This is a genomic window from Leptolyngbya sp. NIES-2104 (assembly GCF_001485215.1).
Classification (GTDB): Bacteria; Cyanobacteriota; Cyanobacteriia; order Leptolyngbyales; family Leptolyngbyaceae; genus Leptolyngbya.
In genome coordinates, this window is record NZ_BBWW01000001.1 from 4,892,299 (window position 1) to 4,905,372 (window position 13,074).

Annotated in this window: 11 protein-coding genes; 5 read left to right on the forward strand and 6 right to left on the reverse strand. The window is 48.4% G+C overall.

Annotated elements, in window-relative coordinates; genetic code table 11:
• Positions 1-5 precede the first annotated feature (5 nt).
• The 3 genes from NIES2104_RS23560 to NIES2104_RS23570 are packed head-to-tail and all read right to left on the reverse strand — an operon-like array spanning position 6 to position 2,046.
• Positions 6-950 (reverse strand): cytochrome c oxidase subunit II, encoded by a 945-nt coding sequence (locus tag NIES2104_RS23560; RefSeq protein ID WP_059000680.1) that lies wholly within the window; start codon positions 948-950, stop codon positions 6-8.
• Positions 947-1,549 (reverse strand): DUF2231 domain-containing protein, encoded by a 603-nt coding sequence (locus tag NIES2104_RS23565; RefSeq protein WP_059000681.1) that lies wholly within the window; start codon positions 1,547-1,549, stop codon positions 947-949. Before NIES2104_RS23565 ends, NIES2104_RS23560 begins: the two co-directional genes overlap by 4 nt.
• Positions 1,546-2,046, reverse strand: a complete 501-nt coding sequence (locus NIES2104_RS23570) for a DUF2231 domain-containing protein (protein WP_059000682.1) — start codon at positions 2,044-2,046, stop codon at positions 1,546-1,548. The genes NIES2104_RS23565 and NIES2104_RS23570 overlap by 4 nt, the downstream gene beginning before the upstream one ends.
• Positions 2,047-2,380: 334 nt before the next feature.
• Here NIES2104_RS23570 and NIES2104_RS23575 point away from each other — a divergent pair, with 334 nt between their 5' ends.
• A complete protein-coding gene (locus tag NIES2104_RS23575) occupies positions 2,381-4,654 on the forward strand; it encodes an S-layer homology domain-containing protein (RefSeq protein WP_059000683.1) in 2,274 nt (757 codons plus the stop codon).
• A 108-nt stretch (positions 4,655-4,762) separates the two neighbouring features.
• Here the strand turns inward: NIES2104_RS23575 and NIES2104_RS23580 are convergent, their stop codons facing one another.
• From NIES2104_RS23580 to NIES2104_RS23590, 3 genes are all read right to left on the reverse strand, one after another.
• The gene (locus NIES2104_RS23580; protein ID WP_059000684.1) at positions 4,763-5,905 is read right to left on the reverse strand and encodes an IS4 family transposase; all 1,143 of its coding nucleotides are present in this window, start codon (positions 5,903-5,905) and stop codon (positions 4,763-4,765) included.
• A 144-nt stretch (positions 5,906-6,049) separates the two neighbouring features.
• Entirely contained in the window at positions 6,050-7,603 is a 1,554-nt protein-coding gene (locus NIES2104_RS23585; protein WP_059000685.1) for a bifunctional pantoate--beta-alanine ligase/(d)CMP kinase, read from the reverse strand.
• A 40-nt stretch (positions 7,604-7,643) separates the two neighbouring features.
• A complete protein-coding gene (locus NIES2104_RS23590; protein ID WP_059000686.1) occupies positions 7,644-8,030 on the reverse strand; it encodes a hypothetical protein in 387 nt (128 codons plus the stop codon).
• A 158-nt stretch (positions 8,031-8,188) separates the two neighbouring features.
• On the opposite strand from NIES2104_RS23590, the gene NIES2104_RS23595 reads away from it, so the two are divergent.
• The 4 genes from NIES2104_RS23595 (at position 8,189) to NIES2104_RS23610 (ending at position 12,751) form a co-directional block, all read left to right on the forward strand.
• On the forward strand, positions 8,189-9,286 hold the full coding sequence (locus NIES2104_RS23595) for an alkene reductase (RefSeq protein ID WP_059000687.1): 1,098 nt from the start codon (positions 8,189-8,191) through the stop codon (positions 9,284-9,286).
• Positions 9,287-9,978: 692 nt separating this feature from the next.
• Complete coding sequence (gene bchL / locus NIES2104_RS23600) at positions 9,979-10,839, forward strand: ferredoxin:protochlorophyllide reductase (ATP-dependent) iron-sulfur ATP-binding protein (RefSeq protein WP_059000688.1); 861 nt, start codon at positions 9,979-9,981, stop codon at positions 10,837-10,839.
• An 88-nt stretch (positions 10,840-10,927) separates the two neighbouring features.
• Positions 10,928-11,335, forward strand: coding sequence for a DUF5331 domain-containing protein (locus NIES2104_RS23605; protein ID WP_059000689.1), 408 nt, complete (start codon positions 10,928-10,930; stop codon positions 11,333-11,335).
• 12 nt (positions 11,336-11,347) lie between these two features.
• Positions 11,348-12,751: a ferredoxin:protochlorophyllide reductase (ATP-dependent) subunit N gene (locus NIES2104_RS23610; RefSeq protein ID WP_059000690.1), complete on the forward strand. Its 1,404-nt coding sequence runs from the start codon at positions 11,348-11,350 to the stop codon at positions 12,749-12,751.
• Positions 12,752-13,074: the final 323 nt, after the last annotated feature.

Sequence of the window (13,074 nt, forward strand, 5' to 3'; positions counted from 1 at the left end):
CTTTCCTATGCGGGAGGGCTGCTTGGTTCTTGTTTCGGTGCAAAATTCACCACAGGCGGCGGAGCAGGCGGAACCGATTTCCAACCTCGAACTAAAGTTTTTTCACTGGCTCGGTTGTATTCCGCTGAAGCTGGGTTAAAAGCTGGTGTTGGTGTTTGTTTTGCGGCGTTAGCTAACCAGCGATCGTAGTCTTCTGCGGACTCCACGACCACATCCGCTTGATTCGCTGCAAAGTAAGTTCCACTGTAGAGTGAATCGCGCAATCGATACTTACCAATCCGAATTGGAGTGAACTCGAAGTCGATCGTTTTATTCGGAATTACATCTTGCTTTAATCGAAACGCAGGCACATAAAAGCCATGTAGCACATCATCTGAATGTAGAGCTAATCGAATTCGATGATCGACTGGCAAATGTAGCTCTGTGCTTGTTACATTTTCGGGATAGCGGAACACCCAAGCCCATTGTTTTGCAGTCACATCAATTTCTTCGGTGGGTAGCTGCGGTTTGACTTCATCGAGTGGGACTGCCAGAGCCGATTTCATCTCGATCGGGTTGTGTAGATGTACTAGCTCCACCGGACCTCGGATCGCCATCGTATCGTAGATTTGATAGCTATACGTTGCGATCCAAATCACTAATCCAAGCGGAACCAAAGTCCAGATAATCTCGATCGCAGTATTTCCCTCGATCGACGGTCCATCCCCGTCATCATACTTTGCGGCACGCTGGAACAGCACCGCATACAGCAGCACTAACGTAATTCCCAACAAAATAAAGGTTCCAATGCCGCTTAGAATGCTGAACAGTTCATCGTAGAGTTTCGATTCTGCCGAAGCTTGAGGCGGCAACCAAGAGGGAGCTTGTCCTGCGACCCAAAAACTAGCGATCGTCAAAAAAGCAACAAAAAGGCTAATCGTCAGAACTGCGCGAATGTTGATTGTTCTCATAGCCGAAGATCCGGGTTTTCGCCTGCTTGAATCAATTGATCAGCGGTCGTATGAATCCCAAATTCACCGCCCAAATGTGCGCCTAAAGTTCCCTGCAAGAACATAATGCCAAAAATGACTAGTCCAACTGCGACATAGCCCCATTGCACCTGACGCGCCATATCTTTACGCCAAACGAATCGCTGAAATCCCCGCCAAACGGTCATTCCCACAATTAAAGTTAGCAGTACGATACCCCCAATACCATGCCAGACCATCGTATCAAGCGCCTGCAATCCCCAAGCACTTTTCGCATCGGGAATCGGATCAGCCAGAATCATTTCATAAAACCCTGAAGCGACTGTGAAAAACGTCACCACAGCCGCACCTAGCATGTTGTACCAACCGACATCGAACAATCCCGATCGCGTTGCTGGAATGGCGAGATACTTGAACACAGGCTTTTCCACCGGGAACAACACCGCAACGATATCAAATCCGATCGCCACAATGAACAATCCCAAAGTCAAATGCACTAAATTCGGATGAATCGGAATCACATACGGCAAATGATTTGCTCCTAGATCCATCTGTTCTAGCAACTTAGTTTCAGGGGTCATAACGTTCCTCCTCTCGTCGCTTCGACAACTGGAACAGAATGCAGCCCATACACCCAGACTAATAAATCACCCAGATAAGTCTGAACAATCACCAATCCCACCAGCGCCACACTTGCAACTAAGTACGGCACCGGTAATCGAGGTTTGTTCTGCGATCGGATCACATACCGCCATCCGGTGATCCCCGCCAGAATTCCAGACAGTGACCAGCCGATCAGCGTATGTAAATTAAGTGTCGAAACTGCTGAGCTATAAGGTTCAGCCAGTCCCGCCTCCACCTGACCAAAGATTACGGCAATAAAAATCGCGATCGTTGCAAAAAAGAGATTCCACCAACTTACCTCAGCGAGTTTCGGATTGCGGGTAAAGTAGCCGACAATATCGCACACAAACGCGAACAACACCATTGCAATCACAAAATGCACCACGATCGGATGAATTGTGTCGGGATACGGGAGATTATGCTCATTGAGCGCGGGTAAAAGTGAATCAAACATGAGTCATTAAAGGGGGCAACTACGACTAAGTTAGGGGATGATTCAGAGTTTGGAGAGCGCTCTACAGTAATGTTTTAATCTTTGATGCTCTGTAAAACTGACTGAGAAACTACAATTCACCTAGAGTGTACCGCAGGGAATAGAGCCAGAAAATCCATCTAGAGAAAGGAAGAAAAAATCGATCGAAAATATTCCTCCGTTCAAACTTTTCTCACAGATTGATGCCCGATTCGATCGCGAATGAGTATCATGAATTACTTTTATTAGACACTTCCTGGAATCGCACGCTGATTTTCTGTTGCATTCGTAGATTACCTATTCACGTTCAAACGTTATGGTTCAAGCAGGCTCTCCCATTCTTTTTGTCAATCCCAGTAGCGGCAACGATAGCGCGAATGGTTCTCAAGCATCTCCCCTCAAAACAATCACTCGTGCCCTTCAACAAGCGCGATCGGGAACAACAATTCAATTGGCTTCTGGAACATACGACACCACGAGCGGCGAAGTTTTTCCGCTGACCGTTCCCGCAGGGGTCGTGATTATCGGAAACGAAGCCAGTAAAGGCAGCGCGATCATCATTCAGGGTGGCGGCAGCTATCTCAGTCCCACTTGGGCAGGGCAAAATATCACTCTGCGAATGGAAACGAATGCTCAATTGCGCGGTGTGACCGTAACAAACCCGAATACACGCGGAACGGGCGTTTGGGCAGAGTCAACCGCGCCTTCGATCGCGAATTGCACTTTCACAAAATGTAATCGCGAAGGCTTTTTCGCCACCGGAACTGCAAACCCAATCATCACCGATTCTGTTTTCACTCAAAACGGTGGCAACGGCGCTTCATTCTCTCGCAATTCTAAAGGTGAATTTCGGCGCAATCTGTGTCAAAACACTGGATTTGGTCTTGCTATTAGCGACAATGCTGCACCTTTAGTGATTGAAAACAATCTCACCCAAAATCGATCGGGCATTGTGGTCAGTAATGCCGCTCGTCCGGTGTTGCGGGGAAATACGATCGCTCAAAATACCGAAAGTGGTTTAATTGTGCTGGCGAGTGCCGCTCCGAATTTGGGTAGTTCTCAAGATCCTGGCGGCAACACGTTCCGCGACAATGGCACGCTCGATGTCGAAAACGCAACGAATCCCCAAATTACGATCGTTTCCGTCGGCAATCAACTCAATGCGTCGCGAGTTCAAGGTGCGGTTGATTTTGTGGTAAGCCAGGTTCCAACCCCCACTCCGACTCCAATCCCCGCACCGACTCCAACACCTGCACCCATTCCAGCCCCAACACCTACACCTGTTCCAGCCCCTAGTCCAACACCTACACCCATTCCAACCCCCACCCCGACTCCTTTACCGCCTCCGATTCCGGTTCCGCTTCCCACTCCGACCCCTACGCCCACTCCAGCCCCAACTCCGACTCCTTCCCCTGCACCGACGGCGGGTCTAACAGATATTCGCGGACATTGGGCAGAAGCATTTATTCAATCCCTAGTCAGTCGCAATCTGATTACAGGATTTCCAGACAATACCTTTAAGCCAGAAAACTCTTTAACTCGCGCTCAGTTTGCCGCAGTCGTCGCGAAAACCTTTAATCTCCCGCTCAAACAACCCGCGACGAATTTTTCTGATGTGCCTTCAAACTTTTGGGCAGCCGAAGCGATTACGAAAGCGAACCGAATGGGCTTTATCACCGGATTCCCAGATGGCACGTTCCGCCCTGGATTGAATCTCACTCGGACTCAAGCGATCGTGGCTTTAGTCAACGGCTTAGGACTCACCGGAGGAACGCCACAACTATTGGGACTGTACAGCGATCGCGCTCAAATCCCCAGTTTTGCCACCGAGAAAGTCGCGACCGCAACCCAACGCCGTTTAGTCGTGAACTATCCGAACGTGTCGCAACTTCGACCACTACAGGAACTGACTCGCGGCGAGGTGACAGCGTTTATCTATCAATCGCTGGTCGCACTGAATCAAGCACAAGCGATCGCATCGTCTTACATTGTGAATCCAGATGCAGCGAATACTGCATTCGTTGATGTGACGAATCACTGGGCAAAAGATTTCGTTCTGGGTCTATCCGGTCAGAACTTTATTCAAGGATTTGCAGATGGCACCTTTAAGCCGGATGCTCCGATGACTCGCGCTCAGTATGCGACCTTGATTGCGCGGGCGTTCAATCCAGCAGCGAGACGACCCGGAATCAGTTTTCCGGATGTTGGGAATGATTTCTGGGCGAGAACTGCGATCGATCAAGCGTATCGTGCGGGTTTCATTTCGGGCTTCCCGGATGGCACTTTCAAGCCGAATCAGAATGTGACTCGATTGCAATTGGTACTATCGCTGGTGAGTGGATTTGGTTTGACTCCTGCAAATTCTAGTTTGCTGGCAGTGTTAGACGATCGCAATGCGATTCCGCAGTCCTTTCAAGATCGCGTTGCAGCAGCAGTTCAGGCGGACATTGTGGTGAACTATCCGAATCAGAAACAGTTCAATCCGAATCGGGAAGCGACTCGTGGCGATGTTTCAGCGATGGTTTATCAAACTTTGGTGCGCGATGGACGAGTTGCAGCGATTAATTCGCCGTACATTGTGACCGCTTAAAAAGTCGATCGAGCAGCGATCTAATCACTGCTCGTATCGATAAACTCAGGAATTCTTTGATTCAAAAAAACCGCAGAAACAAAACTGGCTTAAGGGGTGACAACGAAGCTAGAGAGCAGACTGAATCAGGGAAATGGCGTTGAGACCTCGCTGAAAGAAAAGGCGTTTTTGCGGCTTGAGTGCCATCAGTTGACCTGCCAAGGTTGACCACAAATTCAAGGGTTCAATCCATAACTTGCCATACAAGCCAATCCAGAAAGCACTGTGACGCTTTGTTGTCCGCTTTGGCTCAGTCACACGAGCGACGTAACGCTGCACTTGTTTTTTGCGAATGCGCCGCCCTTGTAGGGTCGAGATCGAGTAGGCAATGGCAATCAGGACCAGCAGGGCAGTAAAACGCCCGAAATCGGCATGACAATCTTCGAGGTGATAGCCGCCGGATTTGTAGTCTTTGAACAGGGGTTCAATCGAGAAGCGAGTGGCATAAGCGTTGAGCGTTTGTTCGGCATCGACGAGATTAGTCAGAAGATACCAAGCATCCGAACTCGATTGACGGTGGGCACGCTTTTGGCGCAAGACTAAATTGTGCTTGCCGAACCCGCGATTTTGCGTCACTTGAATTTGCAGATATTGCTCGGTGATTCCGGGCGTTTGCGGCAAGTCATCAAGGCGCGTAAACCTGCTGCTGTCGTCTGGTTTGACGGTCGTACTCTTCGGTAAACGGAACACGAATTTGACTCGCTTTTCTACACACCAAGCCGCCAGTTCAATGCTGTGAAACTCACGGTCTCCGAGCAGAATGAAGCGATGCTTTTTCAACAGATGAAACACAGGGCGTAACACTCTTCGTTGTTCAACAAGTGAACTCTGTCCTTGCTTGTTCAGCCACATCCAGTGCAATGGAATCGCTCGCTTATTGTACACAAGACTCACCATGATCAAGTTATGGTCTTGCCATTGGGTACGGTCAATCACCAGATGAAGTGGTTTGCTCCGGGGATGATGTCGCTTGACCCACTGCTTGACAATCGGAAACCAGATCGCTTGCGGAGTCAGTTGCGGCAAGCTCAAGAATCGTTGAATGTTTCGTCGTCTGCTCTCAAATAGAATCGGTTGCGGAAATAGAGTGGCTAAGCGTTCAATCGTAATTCTGCGCTCTTTGTGCAACAGTTCGACCAAGATTTCTAGCGTCACAAATTGCGTCTGGGTTAATTGCGATTGTAAACAGGTTTGATAGAATGAGGGCAACATATTTTAGATCGATGAGGTGAAACAATTGGAATCACCTCATTTTTTCTGTCTCTCGATACTGCTATCCGGCATCTTCTCTACGGTTCAGCTGCGTTGTCACCCCCTAAGCAAAACTGGTTTCTACGGGTTTTAATGATTCTGAAATTACATCGAAACCGGAGCCGTTTTTTCTTGATACAAGCTAACAATCCGATCGAGCACTTCTGTCACACTCAAATCATCTGATTGAATCTCGATCGCATCTGTCGCCTTCCGCAATGGTGAAATTGCACGAGTACTATCTTTACGATCGCGCTCGAAAATCGCTTGCTCTAATTCCGCTAAACTCACTTCAGCCTGTCCGAGATGCTTCAAATCAAGCTGTCTCCGCCGCGCCCGCTCTTGAATTGATGCCGTGAGATAAATTTTCACCTCCGCATCCGGGAACACATGAGTGCCAATATCGCGACCATCGACCACGATCCCGCCCCGACGACCGTAATTTTGCTGCTGTTTCACCAGCGCTTCTCGCACCGCAGCTTGAGCCGCGATCGTTGAAACATGCGCCGTCACCTCCGGAGTGCGAATCGCTTGTGTCACATCTTGACCGTTCACAAACACGATCGGAGTCGCAGTATCGGTCTGAAAATCGATCTCACATTGATGTGCTAATTCTGCGACTGTCGGTTCATCGTTGAGATCCGCGCCCGATTGCAGCACAAACCAAGTGAGCGCTCGATACATTGCACCCGTATCGAGATAAAACAAATTCAATTCAGTCGCGACCGCTCGTGCGACCGTGGATTTTCCCGCACCCGCAGGACCATCGATCGCAATCATCGGACGACGATCGCGCAAGGTACAGTTATCAATCAGGCGGGTTGAACCTAGCCGCGCAGCTAGAGCCAACAACCCTTCATCGGTCACAGTTTCTAATGATTTCAACGTCATCGGATCAACAAGTTCGATATACTCTGGTCGCAGGTCAGGCACTTTTTCGAGTTCCTGCTTCACTGCCTGAACTAAGGTAGCACTTACACGCTCTCCGGATCGAAACAGTTTTTCAGCTTGTGACAATCCTCGATAAAGCGCAGTCGCCTTTAATCTTTCTTCATTAGAAAGATACTGATTCCGGGAGCTTAGTGCTAAACCGCTTTCTTCCCGCACAATCGAGCAAGGAACGATCGCGATCGGCAAATTCAAATCTTTCACAAGTTGCTGAATAATCGCCAATTGTTGCGCGTCTTTTTGCCCAAAATAAGCGCGATCGGGCTGCACAATATCGAGCAGTTTGGTGACGATCGTAGCGACCCCTTCAAAATGTCCCGGACGAAATGCGCCACAGAGTCCAGACGTTAGATCTTTTGGGGGCTGAACTCGCGTCGGAGTGGGGGGATCAACGCCTATTTCTTTCGGGCTAGGGGAAAAAATCGCATCGACTCCCGCCTGTTCACAGAGAATTCGATCGCGTTCTAACGTCCGAGGATAACGATTTAGATCTTCATTCGGTCCAAATTGCAGCGGATTGACGAAAATACTTACAACCACGATCGCATTTTCCTGACGCGCCCGGTCAATCAGGCTCAGATGCCCCTTGTGCAAGGCACCCATCGTGGGAACAAAGCCGATCGACGATTCCACCGTATCCGTCGCGATCGAGTGTTTCCGCTGTAACTTCAAATAGCACTGCAATCCCGCGACAGTCGTAAACAGGCGCACAAGTCATCCATCCCTTTAATACAATCTACTTAAGTTTAGATTAGGGATCGAAAATCTTCTCCTGCATCGGCTGACAAAACGGTTCGACTCCAGTTTGAATCACATAGATCGCGACCGGAACCGCTAAGCGCATTGGCAGATCGGTTTTCGCCACGATCGCATCCATTAATTTCCCAGACAAGCCATCCTCTAAGTCTTCTTTGATCTCCGCCTCACACAAAATATGTCGCCATCGTTTCGCTAGTCCCACGATCCAGCCTTCATTTTCTTCGGGAAGCTGTCCCGATCGGATCGCTAGAGAAATTGCGGCATCTTCAAGATCGCCATCGCAATCCTCAATCACATCCAAGGCTGAAAGTGCATTCGGATGATCTCCAAGCTGTTCGCGAAACAGTTCGAGGTCTTCGGGTGACACGATGATCGACATGAGACAAACCTGAAACGTACAGATTGTTCGATCGTATCACTCCAGGAAATCTGGAGCGACAAAACGCAGCATCAGTAGTCAAAGAAATTCTGAGATTTTTCACCGTCAAAAATCGTTTGTCCTAGAGTGAAAGGCAGTTGTTTCAAACTTTGGAAATTATGACCCCTTCACCGATGTTGCTTAGCCCTTTTCAGCTTGGCGATCTCACGCTAAAAAATCGTGTAGTCATGGCTCCAATGACGAGAGCGAGAGCCGGAACAGACCGCATTCCGAATGCGCTGATGGCAGAGTACTACACGCAGCGATCGACGGCTGGACTCATCCTGATAGAAGCGACTTCGATTTCTCAACAAGGACTCGGCTGGCTCAATACTCCAGGAATTTACACCGATGCTCAAACCGACGGCTGGAAATTGGTGGTTGAGACCGTTCAAAATCAAGGCACTCCGCTATTTTTGCAGCTTTGGCACTGTGGACGGTCATCTCATAGTAGTTTTCAGGAAGGAGGACAGTTACCCGTCGCACCGTCTGCGATCGCGATTGAAGGCGAGGAAATTCACACTCCGAATGGCAAGCAACCGCATGAAGTGCCTCGCGCTCTTGAAACCGATGAAGTCCCGCAGGTGGTTGAGGACTACCGTAAAGCCGCAGAGCGAGCGAAACAGGCTGGATTTGCAGGAGTCGAGATTCATGCGGCAAATGGTTATTTGATTGATGAGTTTCTGCAATCCAAATCGAATCATCGCAGCGATCGCTACGGTGGCAGTATCGAGAACCGCTATCAGTTTCTCAAAGAAATCGTGGAAGCGATTCTTACGGTGTATCCATCGGAACGAGTCGGAGTCCGGCTTTCACCGAATGGAGCTTATAACAGCATGGGTTCTCCTGACTATCGAGAAACCTTTCTCTATGTTGCAAGCCAATTGAACGCTTACAAGTTGGCTTATTTACACCTTTTGGATGGGTTAGCGTTCGGCTTTCATGAACTGGGAAGCCCGATGACATTACCGGAGTTTCGACAAGTGTTTGATCAGCCGTTGATGGGAAATTGTGGATATACTCAGGCAGATGCTGAAACTGCGATCGCGAATGGCTCAGCGGATTTGATTTCGTTTGGACGACCGTTTATTAGCAATCCAGATTTAGTTGATCGCTTTAAGAACGGCTGGGAGTTAAATCCATCATCGGATATGAGTCAGTGGTATTCGTTTGGCGCAGAGGGCTACATCGATTTTCCAGCTTATTCAGCAGCTTAGAGAGAAGGTCTAGAGTCGCGCTTTCCCCGTGAGGCGCGATTTTTTGTGCAAAAGTTTGATGATTCTTAATAGATCATTCCTTCAACCCAGATAGTTCAGTTTCATTCAAAGTCCCCCAGAATGGAGGATTTAGGAGGCACAAGCCGACCAAAATGAAGCGACTGATTTCCATCGATCGAGCCAAATCAACAACCACAACCCGCACAAAACACCCATTTCAAAGGCAATACAACGTCAGTTCGATGAATTCCTTCGCTCCGTTGTTCACTCGCCCCGAAATAGAATTCGGGGCTGACAGTGCGAAGTCCCTTCAGGACTGCAAGCTCTGATTTCATGCGCCTTTAGCCCACTAAAGGGGGCTTCGCACGATTAGCCCCGAATTCTATTTCGGGGCGAGGGTCGAATCGAAGCGGAAAGACTGCTCGAACTTACGCCAATACTGAAAATTTTTGTTTGTTTTTTGTTCTGTTTTCTATAAAGTTCAAAACCTAAATTCATATCTAACTGTTTCTTACTCGTTGAGCAGCGATCTCATTCAATTCCTATTCAAAAACATTTTTTTCGCCTACCTCTCTTTATTTATCGATGTAAACTCTTCTTTCAACCCCTAGGCAGAACTCTCAAGATCAACAACAATGCAAACAGAGACGTAACCGCGCTCATCCCTTCAGAAGACGACAGGAGACCCCAGAGTGAAACTCGCAGTTTACGGAAAAGGCGGCATCGGCAAATCAACCACAAGCTGCAACATCTCAGTTGCCCTTGCCAAACGCGGTAAAAAAGTCCTGCAAATCGGTTGCGACCCGAAGCACGATAGTACTTTTACCCTGACCGGATTTTTAATTCCCACGATCATCGACACGCTGCAAGAAAAGGACTATCACTACGAAGATGTCTGGGCAGAAGATGTTATCTACAAAGGCTACGGCGGAGTAGATTGCGTTGAAGCCGGAGGACCGCCAGCGGGTGCGGGCTGCGGTGGCTACGTGGTTGGCGAAACCGTCAAACTACTCAAAGAACTCAATGCCTTCGATGAGTACGATGTGATTTTGTTTGATGTCCTTGGTGACGTGGTTTGTGGCGGATTTGCTGCGCCGTTGAACTATGCAGACTACTGCATGATCGTGACGGACAATGGCTTCGATGCGTTGTTTGCCGCGAATCGGATTGCCGCTTCGGTGCGCGAAAAAGCTCGAACTCACCCGCTGAGACTGGCTGGACTGATTGGAAATCGCACCGCAAAACGGGATTTGATCGATAAATATGTCGATGCGGTTCCGATGCCTGTGTTAGAAGTGTTACCGCTAATCGAAGACATTCGAGTATCGCGGGTTAAAGGAAAAACATTGTTCGAGATGGCGGAATCTGATCCTTCACTGAACTATGTGTGTGACTACTATCTGAACATTGCTGATCAGATTTTGGCGAATCCTGAAGGGGTCGTGCCAAAAGATGCTCAAGATCGCGAACTGTTCTCGCTGCTGTCAGACTTTTATCTCAATCCGCCACCGACGAAAACGGCTGACCAAGAACTCGATCTGATGATGGTCTAAAGAAACTCTGAAGGGTAATCGATAAAGCAGTCAAATCGCGTTATGTGATTAGATTGAGGCTGACTTTATCGTTATCTTGATTTGACTTGTGAACATTGATCAACTGCGTCGATCGCTTAAAGATCGCTGGCTCGATTACTACGAAGAAAACCGCGCTTGGATTACTCGTTTATCGATTTGGGTGAGTTGTGACGGACAACGGCGACCGTCATCGAGCTTTATTCTGGGCGCACTCTCCACGCTAGAACCCCGACTGATCGATCTCTTGCCGCTGATTGTCGATTTGAGCAGTCATCCCGATCGCATTGTGGTCGCCCTTGGACTGAACTTTGATCCTGACCAAGAACTTGCCCAGATCAAACAGTTAAAAGCCGACACTCCGAAATACCTCCCGGCAAGCGCCACCCCTGAAGTAAAACCGCGTCGTCCGGCTGAAGTCGATGAAGCCTGTGAAGGACGCATCCGCACTGATCGATCGCCTCGTCCACCTCGTTAAAAATCTCTAATTATGACCCTCGCTGATTCTCAACCCCAAGCTTTGCAATTCGAGTGTGAAACCGGAAACTATCATACGTTTTGCCCGATTAGCTGTGTCGCTTGGCTTTATCAAAAAATTGAAGATAGCTTTTTCTTAGTCATTGGCACAAAAACCTGTGGTTATTTTCTCCAAAATGCAATGGGGGTGATGATTTTTGCTGAACCTCGATATGCAATGGCGGAACTCGAAGAAGGCGATATTTCTGCTCAGTTGAATGATTACAACGAATTGAAGCGACTGTGTGAGCAGGTGAAACGCGATCGTAATCCGAGTGTGATTGTGTTCATCGGAACTTGCACCACTGAGATCATCAAAATGGACTTAGAGGGCTTAGCTCCGAAACTCGAATCAGAGATTGGAATCCCGATCGTGGTTGCGCGGGCGAATGGTCTTGATTATGCCTTTACTCAAGGTGAAGATACGGTTCTTGCAGCAATGGCGCAACGCTGTCCCACCAAGGCTCCAACTGGTGAAACCGAGAAAGAAGAACGCAATGCGATTCAGAAGTTGATGAACTTTGGACGCAAGCAGGAAGAGATTAAACAAGAAGAATCGGAATACGTCGATCACACGCCGCTGGTTATGTTTGGATCGGTACCTGATCCGATCGTGACTCAACTCACTTTAGAACTGAAAAAACAAGGTGTGAAAGTCTCTGGTTGGCTGCCCGCAAAACGCTATACAGACCTTCCAGTGATCGAGGAAGGCTACTATGTTTCGGGTGTGAATCCGTTCTTATCGCGAACGGCGACGACCTTAATGCGGCGACGGAAAACGAAACTGATTGGTTCACCATTTCCGATCGGTCCTGATGGCACTCGTGCTTGGATCGAAAAAATTTGCTCGGTGTTGAACATCGAGCCGAAAGGATTAGAAGAGCGGGAAGCGAAAATTTGGGAAAGTGTCGAGGACTATTTGAAGCTCGTTCGCGGTAAATCTGTGTTCTTCATGGGCGATAACTTGCTGGAAATCTCTCTGGCGCGGTTCTTAATTCGCTGTGGCATGACTTGTGAGGAAATTGGGATTCCTTACATGGACAAGCGCTATCAAGCCGCAGAACTCGATTTCTTAGTGAAAACCTGTAACGAAATGGGCGTAAAGGTTCCGAAGATCATTGAGAAGCCAGATAACTACAATCAGCTTCAGCGCATTCATGAGAGCAAGCCTGATCTGGTGATTACTGGAATGGCTCACGCAAATCCGTTGGAAGCTCGTGGAATCAGCACGAAATGGTCAGTCGAGTTTACCTTTGCCCAGATTCATGGGTTTAGCAATACTCGTGACATTCTAGAGCTTGTGACTCGTCCGATGCGGCGTAACACTGCGCTGCAAAGTATGGGATGGGAAAAGCTTGTAGAAGAGGCGAAGGTTTAGAAACCGTTTTAAACCTCCGCTCAGATCAAACACGGAATGTTTAAAATAAACTCTGTTCCTTGTCCGGGAGCAGGGTTTATTTCGATCGAGCCTTAATGTTTCTCCACAATGATTTGATGAGCGATCGTCATTCCTAGTCCTTAAGCCAACAGCCCAAAAACGGGACAACGAGGATCAAACGCAGAGGCAGTCTCCTAAAAATCGTCGTCTGCCTTAAAATTTCCTCAACTTTTTTCTACCTAACCGGGAATCTCACGAATCTCGCTGGATGCGATACATTCATCCGTGCAGAGTTTTACTAAGATCAGAGGTATTGATTTTAT